The organism is Nocardia sp. NPDC055321 (assembly GCF_053645575.1).
The window spans coordinates 20,807-43,772 of record NZ_JBSHMS010000023.1; the positions used below are offsets into that span (position 1 = coordinate 20,807).

General features: G+C 65.6%; 34 protein-coding genes. 5 read left to right on the top strand and 29 right to left on the bottom strand.

Annotated elements, in window-relative coordinates; all coding sequences use genetic code 11:
* Positions 1–14 precede the first annotated feature (14 nt).
* The 4 genes from ACWIGI_RS31010 to ACWIGI_RS31025 form a co-directional block, all read right to left on the bottom strand.
* Positions 15–503 carry a YbaB/EbfC family nucleoid-associated protein gene (locus ACWIGI_RS31010; RefSeq protein ID WP_454206313.1) on the bottom strand — a complete coding sequence of 163 codons (489 nt, stop codon included), beginning with the start codon at positions 501–503 and terminating at the stop codon, positions 15–17.
* A 9-nt stretch (positions 504–512) separates the two neighbouring features.
* Positions 513–827: a hypothetical protein gene (locus tag ACWIGI_RS31015; protein WP_454206314.1), complete on the bottom strand. Its 315-nt coding sequence runs from the start codon at positions 825–827 to the stop codon at positions 513–515.
* A 118-nt stretch (positions 828–945) separates the two neighbouring features.
* The gene (locus ACWIGI_RS31020; protein ID WP_454206316.1) at positions 946–1,770 is read right to left on the bottom strand and encodes an ESX secretion-associated protein EspG; all 825 of its coding nucleotides are present in this window, start codon (positions 1,768–1,770) and stop codon (positions 946–948) included.
* Positions 1,767–3,692, bottom strand: coding sequence for a hypothetical protein (locus ACWIGI_RS31025; RefSeq protein ID WP_454206318.1), 1,926 nt, complete (start codon positions 3,690–3,692; stop codon positions 1,767–1,769). The genes ACWIGI_RS31020 and ACWIGI_RS31025 overlap by 4 nt, the downstream gene beginning before the upstream one ends.
* A gap of 191 nt (positions 3,693–3,883) precedes the next feature.
* On the opposite strand from ACWIGI_RS31025, the gene dtd reads away from it, so the two are divergent.
* Positions 3,884–4,327 (top strand): D-aminoacyl-tRNA deacylase, encoded by a 444-nt coding sequence (gene dtd, locus ACWIGI_RS31030; protein ID WP_454206320.1) that lies wholly within the window; start codon positions 3,884–3,886, stop codon positions 4,325–4,327.
* A 141-nt stretch (positions 4,328–4,468) separates the two neighbouring features.
* Positions 4,469–5,068, top strand: a complete 600-nt coding sequence (locus ACWIGI_RS31035; protein ID WP_454206322.1) for an AAA family ATPase — start codon at positions 4,469–4,471, stop codon at positions 5,066–5,068.
* 122 nt (positions 5,069–5,190) lie between these two features.
* Here the strand turns inward: ACWIGI_RS31035 and ACWIGI_RS31040 are convergent, their stop codons facing one another.
* From ACWIGI_RS31040 to ACWIGI_RS31140, 21 genes are all read right to left on the bottom strand, one after another.
* Entirely contained in the window at positions 5,191–5,478 is a 288-nt protein-coding gene (locus ACWIGI_RS31040) for a hypothetical protein (protein WP_454206324.1), read from the bottom strand.
* Between the two features lie 11 nt (positions 5,479–5,489).
* Positions 5,490–6,491: a DUF6585 family protein gene (locus ACWIGI_RS31045; protein WP_454206326.1), complete on the bottom strand. Its 1,002-nt coding sequence runs from the start codon at positions 6,489–6,491 to the stop codon at positions 5,490–5,492.
* A 164-nt stretch (positions 6,492–6,655) separates the two neighbouring features.
* Complete coding sequence (map, locus tag ACWIGI_RS31050; protein WP_454206327.1) at positions 6,656–7,456, bottom strand: type I methionyl aminopeptidase; 801 nt, start codon at positions 7,454–7,456, stop codon at positions 6,656–6,658.
* On the bottom strand, positions 7,457–8,002 hold the full coding sequence (locus ACWIGI_RS31055) for an adenylate kinase (protein WP_454206329.1): 546 nt from the start codon (positions 8,000–8,002) through the stop codon (positions 7,457–7,459).
* The gene (gene secY / locus ACWIGI_RS31060; protein WP_454206331.1) at positions 7,999–9,321 is read right to left on the bottom strand and encodes a preprotein translocase subunit SecY; all 1,323 of its coding nucleotides are present in this window, start codon (positions 9,319–9,321) and stop codon (positions 7,999–8,001) included. The genes ACWIGI_RS31055 and secY overlap by 4 nt, the downstream gene beginning before the upstream one ends.
* A 151-nt stretch (positions 9,322–9,472) precedes the next feature.
* On the bottom strand, positions 9,473–9,916 hold the full coding sequence (gene rplO / locus ACWIGI_RS31065; protein WP_454206333.1) for a 50S ribosomal protein L15: 444 nt from the start codon (positions 9,914–9,916) through the stop codon (positions 9,473–9,475).
* A 2-nt stretch (positions 9,917–9,918) separates the two neighbouring features.
* Positions 9,919–10,098 carry a 50S ribosomal protein L30 gene (gene rpmD, locus ACWIGI_RS31070; RefSeq protein WP_153809684.1) on the bottom strand — a complete coding sequence of 60 codons (180 nt, stop codon included), beginning with the start codon at positions 10,096–10,098 and terminating at the stop codon, positions 9,919–9,921.
* A 1-nt stretch (position 10,099) separates the two neighbouring features.
* Positions 10,100–10,744, bottom strand: coding sequence for a 30S ribosomal protein S5 (gene rpsE, locus ACWIGI_RS31075; RefSeq protein ID WP_354986614.1), 645 nt, complete (start codon positions 10,742–10,744; stop codon positions 10,100–10,102).
* Positions 10,745–10,775: 31 nt separating this feature from the next.
* Complete coding sequence (gene rplR, locus ACWIGI_RS31080) at positions 10,776–11,183, bottom strand: 50S ribosomal protein L18 (protein WP_454206335.1); 408 nt, start codon at positions 11,181–11,183, stop codon at positions 10,776–10,778.
* 3 nt (positions 11,184–11,186) lie between these two features.
* Positions 11,187–11,726 carry a 50S ribosomal protein L6 gene (gene rplF, locus ACWIGI_RS31085; protein ID WP_454206337.1) on the bottom strand — a complete coding sequence of 180 codons (540 nt, stop codon included), beginning with the start codon at positions 11,724–11,726 and terminating at the stop codon, positions 11,187–11,189.
* Positions 11,727–11,740: 14 nt separating this feature from the next.
* Positions 11,741–12,139 (bottom strand): 30S ribosomal protein S8, encoded by a 399-nt coding sequence (gene rpsH, locus ACWIGI_RS31090; RefSeq protein WP_454206338.1) that lies wholly within the window; start codon positions 12,137–12,139, stop codon positions 11,741–11,743.
* A gap of 253 nt (positions 12,140–12,392) precedes the next feature.
* Positions 12,393–12,836, bottom strand: a complete 444-nt coding sequence (locus tag ACWIGI_RS31095) for a hypothetical protein (RefSeq protein ID WP_454206340.1) — start codon at positions 12,834–12,836, stop codon at positions 12,393–12,395.
* Positions 12,837–12,987: 151 nt separating this feature from the next.
* Positions 12,988–13,131, bottom strand: coding sequence for a hypothetical protein (locus ACWIGI_RS31100; protein WP_454206341.1), 144 nt, complete (start codon positions 13,129–13,131; stop codon positions 12,988–12,990).
* Positions 13,132–13,147: 16 nt separating this feature from the next.
* Complete coding sequence (locus ACWIGI_RS31105) at positions 13,148–14,080, bottom strand: hypothetical protein (protein ID WP_454206343.1); 933 nt, start codon at positions 14,078–14,080, stop codon at positions 13,148–13,150.
* A 41-nt stretch (positions 14,081–14,121) separates the two neighbouring features.
* Positions 14,122–16,110: an FAD-dependent oxidoreductase gene (locus tag ACWIGI_RS31110; RefSeq protein WP_454206344.1), complete on the bottom strand. Its 1,989-nt coding sequence runs from the start codon at positions 16,108–16,110 to the stop codon at positions 14,122–14,124.
* A 127-nt stretch (positions 16,111–16,237) separates the two neighbouring features.
* Positions 16,238–16,624, bottom strand: coding sequence for a hypothetical protein (locus ACWIGI_RS31115; protein ID WP_454206345.1), 387 nt, complete (start codon positions 16,622–16,624; stop codon positions 16,238–16,240).
* A 4-nt stretch (positions 16,625–16,628) separates the two neighbouring features.
* On the bottom strand, positions 16,629–17,009 hold the full coding sequence (locus ACWIGI_RS31120; protein WP_454206347.1) for a DUF6188 family protein: 381 nt from the start codon (positions 17,007–17,009) through the stop codon (positions 16,629–16,631).
* A gap of 2 nt (positions 17,010–17,011) precedes the next feature.
* A complete protein-coding gene (locus tag ACWIGI_RS31125; protein ID WP_454206349.1) occupies positions 17,012–18,265 on the bottom strand; it encodes a hypothetical protein in 1,254 nt (417 codons plus the stop codon).
* Positions 18,266–18,275: 10 nt separating this feature from the next.
* A complete protein-coding gene (locus tag ACWIGI_RS31130; RefSeq protein ID WP_454206350.1) occupies positions 18,276–18,578 on the bottom strand; it encodes a WXG100 family type VII secretion target in 303 nt (100 codons plus the stop codon).
* 88 nt (positions 18,579–18,666) lie between these two features.
* Positions 18,667–18,987, bottom strand: a complete 321-nt coding sequence (locus tag ACWIGI_RS31135; protein WP_454206352.1) for a WXG100 family type VII secretion target — start codon at positions 18,985–18,987, stop codon at positions 18,667–18,669.
* Positions 18,988–19,190: 203 nt separating this feature from the next.
* Positions 19,191–20,108 carry an LLM class F420-dependent oxidoreductase gene (locus ACWIGI_RS31140; RefSeq protein WP_454206353.1) on the bottom strand — a complete coding sequence of 306 codons (918 nt, stop codon included), beginning with the start codon at positions 20,106–20,108 and terminating at the stop codon, positions 19,191–19,193.
* Positions 20,109–20,332: 224 nt separating this feature from the next.
* On the opposite strand from ACWIGI_RS31140, the gene ACWIGI_RS31145 reads away from it, so the two are divergent.
* Together ACWIGI_RS31145 and ACWIGI_RS31150 are read left to right on the top strand one after the other, a co-directional pair.
* Positions 20,333–20,485: a hypothetical protein gene (locus ACWIGI_RS31145; RefSeq protein ID WP_454206355.1), complete on the top strand. Its 153-nt coding sequence runs from the start codon at positions 20,333–20,335 to the stop codon at positions 20,483–20,485.
* A 261-nt stretch (positions 20,486–20,746) separates the two neighbouring features.
* Positions 20,747–21,007 carry a hypothetical protein gene (locus tag ACWIGI_RS31150; RefSeq protein ID WP_454206357.1) on the top strand — a complete coding sequence of 87 codons (261 nt, stop codon included), beginning with the start codon at positions 20,747–20,749 and terminating at the stop codon, positions 21,005–21,007.
* Positions 21,008–21,051: 44 nt separating this feature from the next.
* On the opposite strand, the gene ACWIGI_RS31155 is transcribed toward ACWIGI_RS31150, so the two are convergent.
* Positions 21,052–21,459 (bottom strand): PIN domain-containing protein, encoded by a 408-nt coding sequence (locus ACWIGI_RS31155; protein ID WP_454206359.1) that lies wholly within the window; start codon positions 21,457–21,459, stop codon positions 21,052–21,054.
* An 8-nt stretch (positions 21,460–21,467) separates the two neighbouring features.
* A complete protein-coding gene (locus tag ACWIGI_RS31160) occupies positions 21,468–21,674 on the bottom strand; it encodes a type II toxin-antitoxin system VapB family antitoxin (protein WP_454206361.1) in 207 nt (68 codons plus the stop codon).
* Between the two features lie 146 nt (positions 21,675–21,820).
* Between ACWIGI_RS31160 and ACWIGI_RS31165 the strand changes: the two genes are divergently transcribed.
* Entirely contained in the window at positions 21,821–22,075 is a 255-nt protein-coding gene (locus tag ACWIGI_RS31165; RefSeq protein WP_454206363.1) for a type II toxin-antitoxin system Phd/YefM family antitoxin, read from the top strand.
* Between the two features lie 135 nt (positions 22,076–22,210).
* On the opposite strand, the gene ACWIGI_RS31170 is transcribed toward ACWIGI_RS31165, so the two are convergent.
* The gene (locus tag ACWIGI_RS31170; protein ID WP_067695781.1) at positions 22,211–22,396 is read right to left on the bottom strand and encodes a type Z 30S ribosomal protein S14; all 186 of its coding nucleotides are present in this window, start codon (positions 22,394–22,396) and stop codon (positions 22,211–22,213) included.
* Between the two features lie 2 nt (positions 22,397–22,398).
* Positions 22,399–22,965 (bottom strand): 50S ribosomal protein L5, encoded by a 567-nt coding sequence (gene rplE / locus ACWIGI_RS31175; RefSeq protein WP_067543789.1) that lies wholly within the window; start codon positions 22,963–22,965, stop codon positions 22,399–22,401.
* Between the last annotated feature and the right edge of the window lies 1 nt (position 22,966).

Here is a 22,966-nt window from a genome sequence, read left to right on the forward strand (position 1 = left end):
CTCGGCGCGCGCGGTCACCATCCTGAATCGGTGGCCCCACCGGATCGACGCGGCGGCTCAGATTCCAGATCCGCCTGCGCGGCAATACGTTCCGGCGACTTGGGCGGCGCGGTGGAGACCACCGGCGGCTCCGGGATCGCCAGCTCGCGGCTCAGGTCCGGCATGCCCGGCACGAGATCGCTGAGCTTGGGCAGTCGATTGCGGTTCTGCGACACCGGGGCCATGAGCTCCCTGCCCTTGCGAGCCACGTCGGCGGCGGCCTGCTGCGCGGCCTCGGCGACAGCGGCGGCGATCTCCGGGTAGTCGAGATCCGCTATGTCCGACGCGAATTTGACCTCGATGACCGTGCCGTCGGCGTTCACGGTAACCGTGACGCGCTTGCGCACGGTCGCCGACGCGGTGAGCACCGCCCGCTGACGCTGCAGACCGGTGATCGTGCGCATCTGCCCCGCGAAATCCTCCAGGATGTCGGACAGGTCGGCCTTGGCGAACTCGTTGCTCATGGTCGGCGCCTACTTGAACTGACTGCCGTTGGATTCGTCCATGCCCGCCAGCTTCTCGGCGGCCTTGGTCTGGCCCTTGGAGAAGTTGTCGAAGGTGCCCGCCATGTTGCCCGCGCCCTTGATGATGTTCTGGCTCGACTTGTCGTAGCCGTTGTCGCCGTCGAAGAAGTTCCGACCCAGGGTGTCATCGCCCCAGGGCCGGCCGCGGCCGTCGGCGCTGGATACCAGTGTGTCGACGACCTTCTCGATGCCGTCGCGCACCTTGCCGGTCTTGCCGGCGGCGGTGTTCAGCAGGTCCGTGTACGTCTTCAGCCGGTCGTTCACACGGGTGAGACTGTCAGGCCCGAGCAACCGGATCTTTGCTGGAAAGTGAACGGAGAGTGCCGTTCCCGGGGAATCGGCACTCTCCGTTGTTCATCACGCCCGGGGAAGACGTTCCGATTCAGAAGGCCCAGCTGCGGGCATCCCCGTCCTGCCACTCCTCGGCTCGGTCATCCTGATTTTCCATGTGGGCCAGCACGTCACCGACACAGCGTCCGATCCGCTCCACGAACTTCTGAGTTGTCACACCGACCGCGGTCCGAACCGGGGCGTCCAGATCGGTCAGGTACCGGCCGTCACCCGCGATATCACGGAGCAGCAGTATTCTCTCCATCCTGCCGCGCGGGCCGAACTTGGAACGCCCCTGGCCCACCAAGAACGTCCCGGTCAGTTCCGCGGGCGTGGACAGGAAAGCCATGCTTCGGGTTTCGACGGAATCGTCGAAACTGTCGAACGCGAAGGATTGCGAGTCCGGATCCGGATCGTCGGCCGGGGGCTCGGTCACGAGCTGAATCTCCGAGAGCCGTCCCGGGCCGACATCGGGGAGCAACGCGATCATCATTGCCGGGATCTGCTCGGGCGTGCATTCGACGACCGTGAAACCACCACTGTGCATGTCGGTTTCGCCCGGCTTCATCGTGATGATGCAAGCACGCAGCCCACTACGCAGAGCACGGGCGCGAATCCACTTCTCCGGATTCTCGAAATCGCTGTCGCACCAACCCTGTAGGACGTAGAGCAATTCCGGGCGCGCGATGGTGTCGATCATCGCGTCGAAACTGCTGCCGAGCCGCTCGTCGAGCCGCGCGCCCGCCGCTGCCAGCTCACGCTGATAATCCGCGAGACTCGGTGTGCGACTGACATAGGTGAACGGTGGCAGCATCGAGTCGGACCAGTGCCGATTGCACAGTACCTTGAACTCGACGTCGGTGAATTCCCACTTCACGCTTCTACCACCGGATTCGGTTCCGCCGGTCGACCGGCTTGCGGATCAATGGCGTGGACGAGCGGTTCGAGGAAGTCAACCGGGGCCGGCTCGGCGTCCGCACCCGCCGTGACCGAATCGACCAGCGCACCCTCGGAGAACCCTGCGCTCACGCCGAGAACGGGCGACACCGGAGAGGTATCGAGGCCGGCTCGCGCGAACAGGTTGGTCAGCGCGGCGGCGGGATCAGCGCTGGCGGCACCGACGACCGGCGTCACGAGCGCGGCACCCGAAGGGGTGTTCTCCGTGGGCAGACCGGCGACGGGCACGGCAACCTCGGGCGCCGGCGTCAGACCCAATAGCTGAGACAGGTCGGCCAGTTTGTCGGGAGACTGCTGAATCTGGGCGAGCGCCGCAGTGACCTTGTCTTCCGGCACACCGAGCAATTGGGCCAGCGTCGTGTTGTCGCCGGACTTCAACGCGGTGTCGAGCTGTGTGAGCAAGGACGGTAGCTGTTGCAGCGCAGTGGATCCCGCACTGACCAGCGCACTGAGCGCGCTCGTGATCTGCGACAGGCCCTGACTACTGTTCGACCCGCTGGATCCCGCTCCGGAAGAGCCCGCTCCGGTGGCGCCGCCGATCGAGCCCGAGCCGGTGCCACCGATTCCCGCTCCTGGCTGTTGACCCTGGCCACCCGGCTGGGTCGGCATTCCACCGGGCTTGTCCTGCGGTTTGTCTTGGTCCTGGGGCTTGTCCTTGTCCTGCGGCTTGTCCTTGTCTTTGTCTTTGTCCTTCGGGTCCGGCTGTTTCTGCTGCGGCTGGGGCTGAGGCTGGGGCTGCGGCTGTTGCTGATTGCCACCCCCACCGGGGCCGGTCGGTGTCGTCGGCTCCGTCTTCTTGTCGTCGTCGCCGGGCTTCTTGGTGGTCTTGTCGTCCTTCGGGTCGGCGGGAAGCTCCGGCTTTGCGGGCGGAGCGGGTGGAACCGCCAGGGTCGGAAGCGCTTTCGCGGTCTCCTGCAGCGGCTTGTTGTAGTCGCGGTCGAAGTACCGCTGGTGATCTTCGAGCCGCTTCTGCTTGTAGCAGCCCGCCGCGGGATTCTCCGGTGTATCGGGACACGTCCGTTTGGTCCAGCCGACCCACTGATCGGTGTAGTCCAGGCTCGCACCCATGGTTCGCATCTTCTCGACGAACGGATCTACATCCAGCGCGTACTGCTTGATCGCGGCTCGCGCGGCATTGCCGCTGCTCCCCCGCCAGTTGTCGTTCTTGTCCCACGTCTGAATCATGGTTGTGAAGTTCTTGACCCTGGACTCGACGAGTCCTGCGATGTCGTTCCACAGCTTGCTCGCCGCGCGGTAGGTCTGCGGCTGAAGTTCCACCCCGAGGTCGTAGAGCGGCTTCCAGAGCATGGCATCGGCGTTCTCTTCCGCGAACACCGTCTCGGTGTCCTTGTCCCCCTTGTAGTTCTTCAGCCGATCCGGCAGCTTCGGCGGGTCGTAGGAGAGCTTGTAGTCCGCGGGTTTGGGTGTGTCCAGGTTCGCCGAGACCTTGGGGATGGCCGTGTCCTTGATCGCGTTGAAATCATCGACGGAGGTCTTCTCGGACTCCGCGAACGCCTTCGACGCCGCCCGAAAGGTCTCGGCCATGTTGGTGAGCGTGTCGACCTGAATATCGAACAGGTCCAGCAGATACCCACCCTGCCTGCTGTAGGCCAGCGCCAGCAGCTCACCCGAGCGCATCGGGACGGTGCCGATCGTCGGAATGTTGTTCAGCTTGCCGGTCGTCGCCATATCCCGGAAGGCCCGGAACTCGGTCAGCAGCGTGGTGGCCCCGTTGAATCCCGCCTTCGCCGCCGTCGGATGGAACTTCACCGCTCCGCCCGGAGCCTCGGCTGCCTTCCGCAGGCCGGCCCACGCTGTGTTGTCCTTGTTGTCAGGTGCCATCGGTATCTACTGCCACTCCGCCCGTTTCCAACAGTTCGATCCAGCACAGCCTACTTTCGTGAACTACCGATGGCGCAGAGGGAAATTCGTTCCGCCGCCCCGAGAAGTAGGGGCAGCCACGCTGATCGGCCGGCCGACTCGGGTCCCACCCTGCCCCGAAGTAGGCCCTGGCCTGCTGCGAAGATCAGCGGGTGCGAGTACTGGTGCAGCGGGTGAGCTCGGCGCGGGTCAGCGTTGACGGGGAAGTTGTCGGTGCGATCGACCCCGGGGCTGTTGGCGTCCCACACGGGCTCGTGGCGTTGGTCGGGGTCACGCACAGCGACACCGAGGCCACTGCGAAGGCGCTGGCGGACAAGCTTTTCCGGCTGCGGATCCTCGAGGGTGAGCGGTCGGCCGCCGACCTGGGCGCGCCGATCCTGGTGATCAGCCAGTTCACGCTGTACGCCGACACCGTGAAGGGGCGTCGGCCTTCCTGGAACGCGGCCGCGCCGGGGGCGGTGGCCGAGCCGCTGGTGGAGCTCTTCGCCGCGACGCTGCGGGAGTTGGGCGCGACCGTCTCCACCGGGCGGTTCGGGGCGCACATGCACGTGGAACTGGCCAACGACGGGCCGGTCACGCTGATGCTGGAAGGGTGACCGCGACGGTCTCGAACTTCTCCCGCCACACGGATCAGGATGGACGTCGGCTGGTCGAGCGTGTCCTGCGCGCGACGCCCATGCGAAGCGTGTGACCGGCAGTTTCGGCGGGCCGGGCGGGAGCGCGCCTAGGGTGGCGGGATGCTGATCTGGATCAACGGGCCGTTCGGCGGGGGCAAGACGCAGACCGCGTTCGAGCTGCATCGGAGGCTGGCCGGAAGTGTCGTGTGCGACCCCGAGATGGTGGGGTTCGGGCTGCACCGGACGATGCCGCGGGAGTTGCGGGAGGACTTTCAGGATTTGACCGCTTGGCGGCAGGGGGTCGTCGAGGTGCTGGACCTGGTGTTGCACAAGCACGACGGAGTGGTTATCGCGCCCATGACGGTGGTCGAGCCCGCGTACTTTGCCGAGACCGTGGGGCGACTGCGCGAGATCGGGCACGACGTGCGGCATTTCGCGTTGCTCGCCGAGCGGGCGACGGTGCTGCGGCGGTTGAAGGAGCGGGAGCTGTTCGGGCTGAAAAACGAGAGCTGGGCGGTCGCGCAGGTCGACCGCTGCCTGAACAGGCTGCGCGGCAACGAGTTCGGGGAGCACATCGAGACCGATCACATCGGCATACCGGAGATCGCCGATCGGATCGCCGCCTCGGCCGGAGTGACGCTTACACCCAACACCGATGGGCCGCTGCGCGGGCGGCTGCGGCGAGCCCTGGTGGGCGTCAAACACATTCGGATCGCGTAGACGGAAGCGCGGCGATTGGGACGATGTCGCCGCGGCGCATCAGGCCGGACCGTCCTCGGACGCGATAGCCCACGACGCCTCCTCGCCGGAGGACTCTCACTTGTGTCACCAACGTGTGCGCCCTATTCCGGCGGAGCCAGCCGCTCCTCGGTGGCCGAACTCAACAACCTCGGACGCACCGCGGACCGCCTCCGACGCGGAGGCTCCACCGGCTCGTCCCATTGCTCCTCCTGGTCCTCGGGCTCCGAGTCGATACCGAGGGACGGCCGGATCAGCGCCGCGACGAGACCTACTGTCCCCAAAACCAATACGACGATCGGCACCGCCCAACTGGCGGTCAGGAACAAGCTCAGGAGACCGAACACGAGTGTCGACGCGGCGAAGAAGAGACTTTGGGGATCGCGGTTCATGGACACCCTCCTCAGAACGGATCGGCGTTGCAGGTGCGGCGGATCGTGACGGTCGCCTTGTTGAGTTCGGCGGTCTCGATATAGATGACATCCGTGCCATCACTCGGGAGACCGCTGGATTTGCTGGAACCCGTGCTCTCGAGACCGCTCAGCTTGTCGCCCTCCACCCGGATGGCGTGCTGTCGATCCCCTCGGAAGTTCCCGGCCGCGTCACTCAATTTCTCCAGCGGATCGTTGAGATCACCGGCCGCCTGCTGCAGACTCGCCAGCCGACTGCACAGTTCGGACTTGTCGACGGGCCAGCTCGTCAGGCAGGCGAAGGCGAATCCAGCCACCGCCACGGCTGCGAAGACCTTGTTCATCCCACGTACCGACAACACCGAGTTGAAGGCGGAACCCGCGCTTTCCGGCAGATCCGGGCGCAACTCGCGCAACAGGTACTGAAACACAAGGAAATTCGGGATCTCGTGCACATGCCGGTTGAGACGCGTACTGGCCCCTGCCTCAACCGTGACCACACCCTGCACCAGGCGGTAAGCGTGGACATCCTGCAGGGCAAAGCTTTTCGTGCCCGCACCGAACTCCGCCGAGCTCATCCACCAGTCCCCGAACTCGACACGTCCACCGGCACGCAGGGATTCGAGCGCCCCGGGTGCCTGATGGGTGGCGATAGCCCGGGCCAGCTCGGGACCCCACTCCCGCACACCCGGCATCGCCTGAGTCAGTTCGATCTCGAAGCCCTCGGTATCGGTGATCAGGTAGCGGTAGTCGGTGTGCGGGCCGCGATCGTCCCGAACCTGAGTTATCTGCTGCCACAGCAGCGCCGAGTCGTAACGCACCACTCGCGTCACAGTCGGTTCCGCGCCGTTCACATAGGTCGCGCCGTGCTCGAACAGATCGAGCCGATCCTGCAATTTCCGAGCAACGTACGTGGTGCGGTGCGCACCCAGGTCCTGCTCGGGCGCGGTGCCCTGAACTTCGCCTCGTGCATCGTCTCCGCTATGCCCGCGCATGGATCGTCGGGACATACCCCTCCTCGGTAGAACTCGTTCTCGCCTCAAACTAATGGCGAGCAACACACCGGGCAAACCGGGATTCGGCCGACACCTGAGCAAGGGGTGAAACGCCGAACGCCGCGACCCGGAATCGGGTCGCGGCGTTCGCGAACAGGTTCGATCTACTCCGGCCGGAGCGTCAGGATTCTCGGGCCATCCTCGGTCACCGCGACCGTGTGCTCCCAATGCGCGGCACGGGTGCCGTCGCTGGTCACCACGGTCCAATCATCCTCGAGGGTCACGGTTTCCGTCGTGCCGAGGGTGAGCATCGGCTCGATCGCCAGCACCGAGCCGACCACCAGTTGCGGACCCTTGCCGGGAGCGCCCTCGTTCGGCAGGAACGGATCCATGTGCATCTTGCGACCGATCGCGTGACCGCCGTAGCCGTCCACGATCCCGTAGGAGCGGCCGTGCTCGACCTCGGCCGCGCGGGTGCCCAGCTCGATCGCGTGCGAGACGTCGGTCAGGCGGTTGCCTGCGATCATCGCCGCGATGCCGGCCTCCATCGACATCCGGGTCGCCTCGCTCAGCAGGCGATCGGCCTCGATGATCGTGCCGACGCCGAACGTCCACGCCGAATCACCGTGCCAGCCATCGAGAATCGCGCCGCAGTCGATGGACACCAGATCACCCTCGGCCAGGACGTCGTCCTTGGTCGGGATGCCGTGCACGACGCGGTCGTTCACCGACGAGCAGATCGAACCCGGAAAGCCGTTGTAGCCCTTGAAGGACGGGATCGCTCCGGCTTCGCGGATGAGCTGCTCGGCGACCTCGTCCAGCTCCAGGGTCGAGACCCCGGGCTTGGCGGCATTGCGCACCGCCACCAGCGCGCGGCCGACGATTTCGCCGGCCGCCGCCATCGCGTCCAACTCACCGGCGGTGCGGAACGGCACCACCTTCTTGTTCTTGCGGCCGAAGACCATTCAGCGACCCAGCGCCGACAGCGCTCGCGCGTTCACGTCGGCGATCTCGCCGATGCCCTCGACCGACACGACGAGACCGTCGTAGTGGTCCAGCAGCGGCTCGGTCTCCTCGCGGTAGACGCGCATGCGGTTGCGGATGGTCTCCTCGGTGTCGTCACCGCGGCCGCGCGCCAGCATGCGCTCGACCACGACGTCCTCGGCCACCACGAAGCAGAGCACGGCGTCGAGCGAATGGCCCGACTCCTTCAGCATCTTCTCCAGGGCGTCGGCCTGATCCACCGTGCGCGGGTAGCCGTCCAGCACGAAGCCATTGGTGGCGTCCGGCTCGGCGATGCGAGCCTCGACCATGCGGTTGGTCACATCGCTGGGAACCAGATCCCCGGCGTCCATGTACTTCTGCGCCTCGCGGCCCAGCGCGGTCTGCTGGCCGATGTTCGCACGGAACAGATCCCCGGTGGAGATGTGCGGTACACCAAGCTTTTCCGACAGCAGGACGGCCTGCGTGCCTTTGCCGGCACCCGGCGGTCCGAGCAGAACAACTCTCACTTGAGGAACCCTTCGTAATTTCGATTCATCAACTGGCTCTCGATCTGTTTCACGGTATCGAGGCCCACGCTCACAATGATCAGCACCGCGGTACCGCCGAAGGGCAGGTTCTGCACACCGCTGTCGGCGCCGATGCCCAGCAACAGGTTCGGGAGCACGGCGACCGCGCCGAGGTAGATCGACCCGGGCAGGGTGATCCGGCTCAGCACGTAGTTCAGGTAGTCGGCCGTCGGCTTGCCGGGGCGGTAGCCCGGGATGAAGCCGCCGAACTTCTTCATCTCGTCCGCGCGCTCCTCCGGATTGAAGGTGATCGCGACGTAGAAGTAGGTGAAGAACACGATCAACGCGAAGTAGATGCCGACGTAGACCGGGTTGCTCGGGTTGACCAGGTACTTCTGGATCAGCTCCTGCCACTTGGACATCTCGCCACCGGAGGTGTCCTGGGTGAGCTGAGCGAGCAGGTTGGGCAGATACAACAGCGACGAGGCGAAGATGACGGGGATGACGCCCGCCTGATTCACCTTCAGCGGCAGATAGGTCGACGAGCCGCCGTACATCTTGCGACCCACCACGCGCTTGGCGTACTGCACCGGGATCCGGCGCTGACCCTGCTCGACGAAGATGACACCCACGATCACGACCAGCGCGGCGGCGGCGACCATGCCGACCACGCCCCAGCCGCGGCTGTCGAGGATCATCTTGCCCTCGGCCGGGATGCGCGCCGCGATACCGGCGAAGATCAACAGCGACATGCCGTTACCGACACCGCGCTCGGTGATCTGCTCGCCGAACCACATGACCAGGGCGGCGCCCGCGGTCATGACCAGCACGATGATGATCATGCCGAAGATGGAGGTATCGGCCAGGATGTCCTCGGGGCACCCGCGCAGCAGCTGACCGCGCGCTGCGAGCGCCACCAGACCCGTCGCCTGCAGGACCGCCAGGGCGATCGAGAGGTATCGGGTGTATTGGGTCATTTTGCTCTGACCCGCTTGGCCTTCTTTTCGCAGTTCCTCGAACCGCGGAATGACGACCGTAAGAAGTTGGATGATGATGCTCGCCGTGATGTACGGCATGATGCCGATCGCGAACACCGAGAGTTGCAACAGCGCACCACCGGAGAAGAGGTTGATGAGCTGGTAGATGCCGGCGGAGTCGCCGCCGTTCACCAACTCCACACACTTCTGGATGCTCTGGTAATCGACACCCGGGGAGGGCAGCGCAGCGCCAATCCGGTAGAGCGCGATCAGCCCCAGCGTGAAGAGAATCTTCCGCCGTAAGTCCGGGGTCCTGAAAGCCGACACGAAGGCGGAAAGCACAGATCCTCCTGGCGAACGACATGGGTCAGGCCATGGCTACAACGACGGAACGCCGAATCCCCATGACAGTGTTGGCAGACAACACTTGAACTCTAACAGTGACACCGGGTGAGCTCTGCGCTCACCCGGTGTCGCTGATTTCAGATTACCGTCAGCCGAGAACGGTGGCGGTGCCACCGGCGGCGGTGATCTTCTCGGTGGCCGAGCCGGAGAACTTGTCGGCGGAGACCTGAACGGCCACACCGATTTCGCCCTCGCCGAGCACCTTCACGAGCTCGTTCTTGCGAACGAGACCGGAGGCGACGAGCTCCGCCTTGCCGATGGTGCCGCCCTCGGGGAACAGACGGGCGATGTCGGACACGTTCACGACCTGGTACTCGGTGCGGAACGGGTTCTTGAAGCCCTTCAGCTTGGGCAGACGCATGTGGATCGGCATCTGCCCGCCCTCGAAGCGGACCGGAACGTTCTTGCGAGCCTTCGTACCCTTGGTACCGCGGCCCGCGGTCTTGCCCTTGGAACCCTCACCGCGACCCACACGGGTCTTCTCGGTCTTGGAACCGGGGGCAGGACGCAGGTGATGCAGCTTGATGGTCATGCTTAAACCTCCTCAACCTGAACGAGGTGGCGCACGACGTTGATCAGACCGCGGTTCTGCGCGTTGTCCTCGCGGACGACAGTCTGGCGAATGCCACGCAGGCCGAGGGTCCGCAGCGACTCGCGCTGGTTACGCAGGGCGCCAATGGAGCTCTTGGTCTGGGTCACTTTGAGATCTGCCATGTCAGACTCCCTGTCCCGCACGTGCACGCAGCATGCCCGCAGGAGCCACATCCTCGATGGGGAGACCGCGACGGGCGGCAACCTCTTCGGGACGCTGCAGCATCTTGAGGGCAGCAACGGTGGCGTGCACGACGTTGATGGCGTTGTCGCTACCGAGCGACTTGGCCAGAATGTCGTGGATACCAGCGCACTCCAGCACGGCACGAGCCGCGCCACCGGCGATCACACCGGTACCGGGCGACGCCGGACGCAGCATGACGACACCGGCCGCCGCCTCACCCTGAACCGGGTGAGTGATGGTGGAGCCGATCATCGGGACGCGGAAGAAGCTCTTGCGAGCCTCCTCGACACCCTTCTGGATGGCCGCGGGAACTTCCTTGGCCTTGCCGTAGCCGACGCCGACCAGACCGTTGCCGTCACCGACGATCACGAGGGCGGTGAAGCTGAAGCGACGACCACCCTTCACGACCTTGGAGACGCGGTTGATCGCGACTACGCGCTCGAGCTGGTTGCTCTTCTCGGCCTGCTGCTGATCGCGACGGTCGCCGCGGCCACGGCCGCGGTTGTCGCGGTCGTTGCCGCCAGGTCCGTTGTTCTGTCCGGCGGGACCGTTGTTTCCGCCGTCACGCCGCTGACGTCCCGGCATCAGACGTTCCTTCCGTTTGCAGTGTTGATCATCAGAACTTCAGCCCACCTTCACGGGCGGCATCCGCGAGCGCCGCGATACGGCCGTGGTAGTCGTGACCACCACGGTCGAACACGACCGCCTCGATGCCGGCAGCCTTGGCGCGGGCGGCGATGAGCTCGCCGACCTTGGCGCCCTTGGCGGACTTGTCACCCTCGACGGCGCGCACATCGGCCTCGATGGTCGACGCGTACGCGATGGTCTTGCCCACCGAGTCGTCGATCAGCTGAGCGTGGATGTGGCGCGAGGAGCGGTTGACCACCAGGCGCGGACGCACGGTGGTGCCTTCGATCTTCTTGCGCAGACGGAAGTGACGACGCGTCTTCGACAGACGACGGCGAGTCGAGGCATCCGTGCCCTTCGGCTTGCGCCGGAGCTTCTGGTTCTCAGTTTGTGCCATGGCTTACTTACCCGTCTTTCCGACCTTGCGGCGAACGACCTCGCCGGCGTAGCGGATGCCCTTGCCCTTGTACGGGTCGGGCTTGCGCAGGCCGTGGATCACCGCGGCAATCTGGCCGACCTTCTGCTTGTCGATACCCGACACCGAGAACTTGGTGGGAGCCTCGACCGCGAAGGTGATGCCCTCGGGAGCCTCGATCGGCACCGGGTGGCTGTAGCCCAGGGCGAACTCGAGGTTCGAACCCTTGGCCTGCACGCGGTAACCGACGCCGAAGATCTCCATCTTCTTCTCGTAGCCCTTGGTGACGCCCTCGATCATGTTGGAGACCAAGGTGCGGGTCAGGCCGTGAAGGGCGCGATTCTGACGCTCGTCGTTCGGACGAACGACCTCGAGCTCGCCGGACTCTGCGCGGGCGACGGTGATCGGCTCGGCGACGACATGCGACAGGGTGCCCTTGGGACCCTTGACCGCGATGTTCTGGCCGTCGATGGACACCTCGACGCCGGCGGGAACCGGGATCGGCTTCTTACCGATACGCGACATTGTTCCTACCTCCCTTACCAGACGTAGGCGAGGACTTCCCCGCCTACACTCTGCTGCTTGGCCTGACGGTCCGTGAGCAGACCAGCGGACGTGGAGATGATCGCCACGCCGAGGCCGCCGAGAACCTTGGGCAGGTTGGTGGACTTCGCGTACACACGCAGACCGGGCTTCGAGACGCGACGCACGCCCTGCAGGCTGCGCTCACGGCTCGGGCCGTACTTGAGGTCGACGACGATGGCCTTGCCGACCTGAGCGTCTTCGATGCGGTAATCGGCGATGTAGCCCTCACGCTTGAGGATCTCGGCGATGTTCACCTTGATCTTCGAGTGGGGCGCCTTCACCTGATCGTGGTACGCCGAGTTGGCGTTGCGCAGACGGGTCAAGAAGTCTGCGATTGGATCAGTCATGGTCATGGGTTGACCGTTACCTTTCTCGCCGCGGTTCCCATCCAGCACCGTCTGAGATCGGCGGTCGTGGGCCTACGACAATTCGGGGCGGTCCAGCCGGGATTGCCCGACCGGATCATTCGCTTGCCACCTGGAGCAACGCCGCTACGACGACGCGTGCGGACATAGGTGTGCCCAGGCAACCGGTTCAGTGTAGACAAGCGCTCTGAGCACGCCAAATCGGGGTGGGGAAGCTGAAAGCGGCGGCACCGGCCGAGGTCTAGCCCACCGAGCCGGTCAGGACGCCACCCAGCCAGGACACGGGGTCCGCCGATCCGGGCATCACACCGGTTCCGACATTACCCGGGACGTTCAGCACCGCCGTTTTCGTCTGTCCGCCCTGGGACGCGGAGATGGTGTATTTGCCGTTGGCGGGCGGGTTCCAGCCCAGATTGCAGTATCCGTAGTCCTCGTCGAGAAAGGGGGTGCATACCGCCAGGACGGTGTCATTGATCTTGACGGTGACCGGCTCGGCGCGGTCAGCGCCCGAGAGAATGACTGAAATGCCACAGCCACCTGCTTCGACGGTGCAGGCCGCGTACTCGCGGCCGCCGCTGGCGCTGATCGAGAAGACCTTCGCCGAGGCAGGCGGGGCGAGCAGGGCCGGGGCCAGGAAGGCCGCCAGGCCCACCGCCGCAAAGGTTTTCGCTGCCCGGTTGATCATGACACTCCCCTGTTCGCGCGTGCGGCCGAGCGGCCGACGCCGAGAACAGTAGTGAAAATCACATGCTCCACATAGCCGTACTTCGTGGGGCTGGCACGGACCGAAAGAGTGGGCTGGGGCCGGGTGTGTCGCAGCGCCGCTCGTCCGCGCGTCAGGGGAGCAGGGTCAGCGTGCGACGCAGGACTTCGGTGAGAACCTCGTCGTGCTTGCCGGTCACGCTCACCGTGGGTACGCGGGGGCCGAAGAGCAGATCAGCGGTCGACGGGTAGGTGTCGGGGCCGATGACGGCCGTCATCGGGGTCGGCGGCGATTCAGGGGAACAGGGTGAGGGTTCGGCGCAGAACCTCGCGCACCACTTCGTCGTCCGGGCCGGAGATGAGGATCGAGGGGACGAGGGGACCGACCAGCGGGTCGGCGGTCGAGGGGTTGATCTCGGGACCGACGACGGCGGAATAGATGGTGTAGAGCTCGGGCGTGTCGGGGGCTTCGCGATAGACGGCATGCCTGCTGTTCAGATCGACGGGCTCGGTGCCGGTGACCAGGCCGCGTTCCATGTAGTCGTAGTGCAGGGCGATCGGGGTGTCCCGGTAGGTGAACTCGCAGCTGCGCAGGCTGCGGTCCGCGGTCGCGGGGTCGACGCCGAGTGCGGACAGGACATCGCAGGGGTCGACGCCGGTGAGGACCGTGCGGACGGTGTCGGGCGAGGTGCCCTGGGCCGGTTCGCGCTGCCATTCGGCGATGGCGGGGGCCAGTTGCCGGGTGGCCAGGTCGCAGGGATTTCCGGCGGACGGGGTCCGCACCTGGAGCCGCAGGGTCACGCCGGCGGGGAACTGCGCCTTCGCGATGCAGTCGCGGCTGTACTCGAAATTCGCGGGGAGGTCGGCGTCCAGGAGTTCCACCGGGACGTCCGCGACGGTGGTCCGGGTGATGCGGCCGTCGGAGGTGGTCGTGCCGACGAACGCCGACCAGGTCAGGGCCGTACCGGTGTTTCGGTCGGTGGAATCCAGCACGGCCGCACAGGATTCCGGGCCCTTGGTCGAGACCGAGAGCAGGGTGCCGAGTTTCTCCAGCTGCGCGCGTGGCAGCAGGGCGCAGGGGTCTATCGCGCGCGTGCGGCGCATCGCCTCCAGGCGCTGATCGTCGTTGCCGGGGGCGGTGAGCCAGAAGCTCGGCTCGGGTTCTCCTCCCCCGCAACCGGTTACGAACAGCAGCGGTAGTACGGCCATGACCGCGCGTCGAATCATCGGAACCCCCGGCGTTCGGGCCCGCCGCTTCGCCCGCGCGGTCAGGACTCGGGGGTGGGGGCCCGGCGGCTCTGGATGATCCGGCGCGCGCCGGCCAGGGTTGCCGCGCCCAGCACGTCCTCGAGCTGTTCCCAGCGGGTGACGAAGTCGGTGAGCATCATCATCATGACATCGGGGAAGGCGTAGAGGAACGTTTTGTAGCGGTAGTGGTCGAGGTAGTAGAGGCGGACGCGGGTCGTCGCGGTGACCGTCGCGGTTCTGGCGTCGATGAATAGGTCGTGGCCGCCCAGGACCGCGCCGCGGGACATGATCGCGCGTTCGTAGACCCCGCCGAAGTCGACTTCCACCTCACCCTCGGCGATGACGTAGACGCCGTGGGCGGCGTCGTCCTCGCGGCAGATGGAATCGCCAGGGTCGTAGGCGATTTCGTCGAACATCGAGGCGAGGGTTTCCAGGTCGGTGTCGACCAGGGGCGCGAAGAGGCGGACGCCGAAGGGATCGACGCCGTCGGCGAGGCAGGCCATGCGCTCGCGGATCCGGGCGTGGCTCAGATGGCCGATCCGCATGCGGGCGAAGCGTTTCATGCGTTCGATGTCGCGGCGCTGGCGGCGGGCGGTTTCGGTGGCGGGCGGGCTGTAGAGCGAGGAGTCGCCGGTGATGCGGGCGGCTTCGCGCAGACCGGACTCGTAGGCGCTGTGCACGCAGCCCCAGTGGTAGCTGTTGGTGGCTTCGCCGGCGAAGTAGAGGCGGTCGGCGACGGGTTCGGCGAGGGTGTCGAGATCGCGTGGGGAGGCGTCGACGCCGATGCAGGCGTAGGCGCCGCGGGCGTAGGGGTCCGAGTTCCAGGCGGTGCGTGAAATGTGTTTCGGTGCTGGGGTATTCGCGCCGAAGATGTCGTTCACGACCGTGGTCGCGTAGTCGTGTACCTGTGCGTCGGGCCAGGATTCCATGTCCCTGCCCAGGGACGCGCCCAGCAGCAGGACCAGGATCGGCCTGCCGTGCGATTTCCACATGCTGATCACGACGGTGGGATAGCTCGCGGTTTCGCGGCAGAGGTAGCCGAAGACGTATTGCTCTGCGGGCCAAAATCTTTCGTCGTAGTGCAGGGCGATCTTGTTGAGGGTGCCGAAACCGAGGCGGGCCAGGGCCTGCTGTTTGCGGTCCGGCAGGGGCGGGTCGAACAGCACGTCTCCGGACTTCAGGACGCCGAGCGGGACGGTGATCAGGACCTTGTCGGCTTCATGGACTTTGCTGTCGGTGATGACACGTACGTGGCTGTCGCTCAACGCGATTCGCCTTACCGGGGTGCCGAGTTCGACCGTCGCGCCGTCGGCGAGGGAGGCGATGACCGAGTGGTATCCGCCGTGTAAGACGCTGTCGCCGTAGCCGTAGACGCGGTAGCCGTCCTCCCAGTACTTGAAGGACAGGCGGTCGGGGTCCTCGGCGACGTCTTCGCGCAGAATCACGTTCAGGTGGTACCGGATGGCCTGCTCGTCCTGCGCGGAATGCTCGCCCGCGGCGAGGATCTCGTCGAGGACGCTGGCCAGGGACATGTCCGGATGTCCACGCCGGCGGGCGATCTCGGCCCGCTGCTCGAGTTCGTGCAGGACCTGGTCCGCCAGGGCGAGGGTGCGGCTCTTCGCCGTCGGGGTCGTGACGACGCCCTCCGGGCCGAACAGGGTCAGGCTGTCGAATCCACCCGTGTACGAGCTGTCCCCGCCGACGTAGCTGAACGGTATCTCGAGCCGCTCCACCAGCTCGGTGAGCGGGTTCCCCTCGGTGCCATGGATCCAGTGCGCGCCCAGGTCGACGCCCTCGGCGTCGGTCCAGATCCGCCCGCCGATCCGGTCCCGGGCCTCGACGATCGTGACTGCGTGGCCGAGCTTGCGAAGCGCCTGCGCGGCAGCGAGTCCCGCGATACCGGCTCCGACCACGATGATTCCGAGCGCCTTCGCTCCCCCACCCGCCCGCTGCCCCGCGCTCGTGGGCTCCGAGTTCCCGTTGGATCGACTATCACCCGGCTGTGCCATCACCCCAGTATCAGGGAGATCAGCTGAGCGAGAGGGGGATTCCAACTGATGGTCAACTGAATAGTTGCTGCCTGTCGGCGCGCGCGATGGGTGCGTCCCAAGGAACGGCTGCGGCGCTGCGGGAGATTCACGAGAGATCGAAGCGGGGAGCGGAATCGCTGCGGATGCGGACCCGGCCCCAATCACCCTCCACCGCGAAGACTCCGTCGTCATTGCTGAGTGCGTCGATATTGCCGAGATCCACTTCGCCGGTCGCATCGGTGAACTGCCGGCCGGATCGGGACAGCCACTGCACCTCGGTGACTTCGGCGAAGACCAGATTCCCCTTGGCATAGCAGTATTGCTCGCCGGGCAGGGGGTCGTGGTATGCGGGATGCTGCCGGGTGAGTACGGCTTCGAGGTCGAACCGAACTTCGTTCGGCAGTTCGAATATGCCGAGCACATAACTGTCCTTGAGATACAGACCCGCCAGTTCGGGGTAGTCGGTGTAGTCGCGAATCCGGGGGTGGCTCACAGCCTTAGGTCCGCGCGTCCCAGATCGCAAAACCGCCGCCCGGCAGTGAAATGACCCGAGAACCGTCGACCCCCACCACGGTCCACGCCTCGAAGTCGGGATCGACAGGGACGTGCAGCTCGGCACCCGTGTCCACTCGGACGGTCAGCCCCTGACTCTCATCGGCGTTGGCGCTCACGATCGTCGACCCCACGAGCGCGTCGAGTTCGGAGCTGATCGAGGAGAAGTCATCGGACGCGATACGACGAGATTCACCAGCCGGGGTACGAAATATCAGGTCGCTCTCGATCTTCACGTCGAACTCCGCATGCGGTCCCAGCTCAATGGTCACCGTGTATCCGACATTCACCGCCGAAACACGATGTCCAATGATCTTCAGCTCCATACTCACCAGCCCGGGGGTTTCGGATACGTTCCATCGGCATTCTTGGGTATGTGTGTGGCCGCTTTGCCAGTCGGCTTGCCATCCAGATCGATTGCCTGGCCCTGCTCGTTGTAGAAGCGCACATACCCGTTGGGGTACCTGTCCGTGGGCAGAGCGTCGCGGAACATATTAGCGTCCTTGACAGAACCCGGCTTCTGCCACACCCAACCTTCACCATTGTTGGCCAGGCGGACTTCCCAGTCGGAGGGAACATGCTTCGGGCGCTCGGGCATTCCGAGCTGACGTGCCTTCTTGGTGAGGTCGATCAAGCGCTGCAGTTTTCCCCGGATTGTGGTCGGCGGGTTCTTCACCTTCACCTTGTCCAGGAGTTTGACGGTGTCGACGATGTGCTTGATCCTCGACGCGTATGCCCGCACTTTCTGCGCGATCTTGCCCACTCGATAGGCTGCGACAGCGGCAGCTCCGAATCCAGCGGTCAGAACGCCGGCGGCTGCGGAGAATACGAGACTGACCGCCACTTCTTGCGCGACGTCCCGGGCAAGTTCTGTCAGAAGGCTTTTCAGCCGAGAACGCATGTCCTCGACCGCGGCCTTCTGATCACGACAGGACTGCGCGATATCACCGAACGTGGTGCAGATGCTCTCCGCCGCGTCTCTCAATTCGCGGAGGTCCTCATCGATGAACGATACGTCCGGCGACGTAACGACTTCGAAGCTCTTCGCTACGGCGTCGATTCTCGCGGACAATCCGACAATGCTGTCGTGGCCCGCAAGTGCAGCCCAGGCATCGGCGGCCTTCTGTAGTTTGTCCGGATCACCGTCCGGAATCGGCACTCCCGCCTGACTTGCGAGTTCGAAACCGTCATCGGCCAAGCCGCTTCCGGGGCCGCCGGCGGACGGCGGCGGTACGGGGCAGGTGCTCCAGGCCATCGGAAGAGCAGCGGGTGCCGCCGGTGCATCTCTGCCGGTGCCGTCCCTGTAGTCGGCCAGGGCGTAGTTGTATCCCGCCTGCTGCAGGATGCCCGCGTAGTTGTCGATGGCCTGGATCAGGGAACTCGCCAGGCTGTACGCGTCCCAGGCGACGATGTCGTAGGACGCGGCCCATTCGCCGCAGGCGCCGACCGTGCCGCCCATGTCCTCGGTGCCGGCGAGTGCTTCGCGCTGTGACTGGACGACCTTGTGAAAATCCGACGCGGCCGTATTGAGGGTGGTCGCCGACGTCGCATAGACCTCGGGGTCGACGTTGAAAGTGGTCACGGCGGGTCTGTCATCCCCGGCCCAGCATCGCCAGATTCGTGGCGACAGCGGTGGAGTAGCGGGAGTGGGCTTCGGTTGCAGCCTGTTTCATGTCCGCTATGCCGGTGGCGACGTCAGCGGCTCCGGCCAGCCATTTCTCGAAGGCGGCGGACTGAGCGACGGCGGCGGGGCCGGTCCAGGTCTGCTGGACCGTACCGATGCGTTGTTCCAGGCCGGACAGGCTGTCGGTGAGGAACGCGGCGAAGGCGGAGACGCGGGTGGCGATGTGTTCCAGCTCGGACAGGTCGGCCTGGAAGGCTTGGGAGCTGGTCACTGTTTCCCCTGGTGGTTGTGAAGTGTGGCGGTTCGGGCGCGCGGTTGTTGGCGATTCGGCGCGGTGGGTTTCCGGCTCGTGGCGTGGGTCAGGGCAGATTCAGGAGGGAGCCCGCGTTCGCTTCGTCGACATCCGTGTACGTGGTGGCGGAGACACCCAGGAGGTCGGCCATCGCGGCGAGGGCCTCGAGAATCTCGGTCGCGCCTTCGCGGACCTCGTCCCAGCCGTGGCGGTAGTGATCGGCGGAGCTGCCTTTCCACGTCGTCAGCAGGGCGGTGACGTCGGTGTCCAGGGAGCGGACGCCGGTGATCAGCTCTTCGGCGGTGAGTTGCAGGTATCTGCCCGCGTCGGTTACTTCGGAGGGGACTACCTGGAACTCCCCGCCGGACGCGTCTGCGTCAGGTGCCACGATCCCTCCCCGTCTCTGGTCATGCGTCGAAGCTCTGACAACTTACAGCCTCGGAAATATGCCGTGGCCAGCAGGTTCATACTTCGCACCCCCGGGGTTCGGGCAGTGCTCGGACCCCGGGACGTGGCTTCGGAGCGGACCGGGACAGCACATCGCCCCTGCCGCGCGATCCGGTGGCGGCAGGGGCGAGGGTCGGTCCGGGACTACGCCTTCGTGTCGGATGCGTAGGCGGAGAGGAACTTCCGGGTCCGGGTATCGGCGCGGGTGTAGACGCTGGCGACGAAATCCGTTGCGCCGGCCGCGGAGATTGCCGCGAGCTGGGTCGCCACCTCCTCCTCGGTGCCGATCACCGCGAGATCGGCTGGGCCGGAAGCGCCTTCGCGGTCCATCATCGCGCGGTAGGAAGGGAGGGTGTTGTAGACGGCGAACGCCTTGCCCGCAGCCTCGCGGGCGGGGGCCGGGTCGTCGGTTACGCAGATGGGGAGGTTGCAGACGATTCGGGGGGCGGGGCGGTTCGCGGTGGCGGCGGCTTCGCTGATCAGGGGAGCGATGTGGTCGGCGATCGTGGTGGGGCCCGTCATCCAGAGGATGGTGCCCGCTGTCGCGCGGCCCGCGAGTTTGAGCATGTGCGGGCCGAGAGCCGCCAGTAGGACCGGGATTTCGCCTTCGGCGGGGGTGGACAGGGCCACGTTCGCGCGGAGGGTCTCGCCCTCGAAGGAGACGGGCTGGCCGGACAGCAGCGGGGTCAGGACCTCGAGGTACTCGCGCATGTGGCGGGCTGGGCGGTCGTAGTCGAGGCCGAACATGTTCTCGATGACGATCTTGTGGGACAGGCCGATGCCGAGGGTCAGGCGGTTCGGGCCCAGGGCCAGGGCGGTGGTGCGGGCCTGCTGGGCGAGCGCGGCCGGGTGGCGCGGGTAGGTGGGGACGACCGCGGGGCCCAGCTCGATGCCGGGGACCCGGCTGCCCGCGACCGCGAGGGCGGTGAGCGCGTCCAGGCCGAAGATGTGCGGCAACCAAGCCGAGGCGAAGCCGTCCGCGGCGGCTTCGGCGACCTCGTCGGTGAGGCGCGCCAGAGCGTCGGGGCCACGGCCCTCGTTGAGCAGAATGCCGATACGCATATGTCTCTCCTCTCGTCGGAGGAGAGCATAGGCCGATGACTGAATCGCGAGGTTTGCGGCACACGCCGGGAAGGTTGACCACTTGGCACCAGCGACGCAGCGGGGATCCCTCGTATCCAACCGCGGTGGAGTGACAACCACCGGCCAGAGGCTCGACGGGACGGCAGGGCAGCCGGAATCCGGACGAAACCGTCCCCATCGTCGGACTCCGCGAGCAGGCGGTCATGTCGATCTACGCTGCTGAAATGGCAGCTTCCGGCGGGAACCATCCCGACGTTCCAGAGTTCCTGACGTGGGAGGAACTCGGCCAACTCCCCGAAGAGGTCGCCGAACAAATCGAGCTGTGGGATGGCAGGGTCATCTGGGCTACACCGTGAACCGGTCGAGCATCAGACGTTCACCCGTCGCATCACGAACGCGCTGGAGCGTTGCGCGCGCGAATGGATGTCGGAACACCCTGAACAGTGCTGGCGCTTGGGTTCGAAGAACAACGTATTCCTGGACGGAACCGGAAAGTCCAACTTCCTCACACCGGACTTCCTGATCTTCCAGTGCCTTTCGTCGCCGTACCAGGACATACGGGCCGCGAACACGCTCCTGGCGGGCGAGGTCCTTTCCCGTCCAACACTCCACCAGAGATGGGCGCGAAGAAGGCTCGCTACGCCAGCGCCGGAATCCCTTGGTACTGGGAGGTTTCACTCGACCCGGACACCAGCGCGATCGCCCGAGTCCAAGCCCACGCACTCGAACTCGAACCGGGCCGGCTGGTCGATGGCGTTCGCCCGTTGCGGCCGGCGAACTACATCCTCGCGGGCGAGTGGACCCGATCCGACACGGACGGAATCGAATTCGACTATCCGTTCCCCATCCGCATTCCCTGGTCCGAGCTTGCGTTCTGAGTTCGATCGTTCGCTGCGGCCACCCTTCCGGCTCGGCTCCCAGGTCAGGAGACGGAGCCCGGGGCCGCGATCCATTGCGTGGCTTGGCCCGTCACGCCGGCGACGGTGTCGAAATCGCGGTCGTAGTGGAGGATGGTCAGGTTGTTCGCGGCGGCGGTGACCGCCACCAGCAGGTCGGCGACGCCTGCGCTGCGATGGTGGCCCTGTTCGGTGAGGGACTGCTGGACTCGATGGGCCCTGGACCACGCATCTTCGGGCACGACCACCCATCCGAACAGTTCGGTCAAGAGCTCTTTCTTGCGCAGTCGATCCGCCAATGAAGTTGCGCTGAAGAGGAATTCGACTTCGGCGACATCACAGATGGCCACCACGCCCGCGGTGATCGGCTCCTGCCAGGCCTTGCGAATCGACGGGTTCGTGAGCAGCCGCGCCAACGCGGAGGTATCGATCAAATACTGGATCATGGGCGGGCGCCCTTCTCCAGCAGGATGTCGAAGTCACCCCGCTCCCCCATCTCGGCTAGTTCGGCGAGCGCCTTGGCGCGTTTGATCCGCCGCGCGACCTCGATGAGGGCGGCGTTCACGGTGTCCTTCTTGGTCGCGGTTCCGAGCAGACGCTGCGCCTCGGCGAGAGCCTCGTCATCGACGTCGATCAGCAGTTTGGACACGGCCCGACCTCCTTGATATATGAGATATCTACTTCGAATATACGTGATATCTGTCCCGGCGGGACGATCAACGCAGACCAAGACTCACCTGGTCAATATTCTTCGAATACGGCGAGCGCTTCGGCATCCCGACCCATCCTGGTGGGATGACCCGCACTATCACCCAAGCCGAGCTGCGCACGGGCAGTGCCGGCGTGCTGGACGCCCTGGCAGCCGGTGAGGACTTCGTTATCACCCGCAACGGACGGCCGGTCGGCGAGCTGCGGCCGATCGTCCCGACCCGAGACCTCACGGTCACCGAACTCGAGGCCGTGCTGGCGCGCATCGGGCGCAGCGGCAGCGGAGTGGAAGAGCGGGCGGAGATCGACGCCGCCTTCAGCGAAGAGCGACTCGATGAGTAAGCCGACGATTCCAAAGGGCTGGAGCCATTGCTCACGCTGATCGCGGTGTGATTCCACCAGCACGGCGAAAGCCCTCCCGAGCGGACTCGGGAGGGCTTTCGCTGATTCAGATGTGCTGTCCCCGAAGGGACTACGTCACCAGGACGACTTGTGCACGCCCGGGAGTTCGCCGCGGTGGGCCATCTCGCGCAGGCAGATGCGGCACAGGCCGAACTTGCGGTAGACAGCGTGCGGGCGACCGCAGCGCTGGCAACGGGTGTAGGCGCGCACCGCGAACTTCGGCTTGGCGTTGGCCTTGTTGACGAGGGCTTTCTTGGCCATTCTCAGTTCTCCTTGAACGGGAAGCCGAGGTGCTTGAGCAGGGCGCGACCTTCTTCGTTGTTGGTCGCGGTCGTCACCACGGTGATGTCCATACCACGCGGACGGTCGATCTTGTCCACGTCGATCTCGTGGAACATCGACTGCTCCGAGAGGCCGAAGGTGTAGTTGCCGTTGCCGTCGAACTGCTTCGGCGACAGGCCGCGGAAGTCGCGGATACGGGGCAGCGCGATGGAGATCAGGCGATCCAGGAACTCCCACATGCGGTCGCCGCGGAGGGTGACCTTCGCGCCGATCGGCATGCCCTCACGCAGCTTGAACTGCGCGATCGACTTGGTGGCCTTGCGGATCTCGGGCTTCTGGCCGGTGATCAGGGTGAGGTCGGCGACCGCACCGTTGATCAGCTTCGCGTCACGGGCGGCGTCGCCGACACCCATGTTCACGACGACCTTCACGACACCCGGGATCTGCATCACGTTGTCGTAGTTGAACTCGCTCTGCAGCGCGTCCTTGATCTCGGCGCGGTAGCGCGCCTTCAGGCGCGGCTGCACCTTGTTATCGGTAGAAGTCATC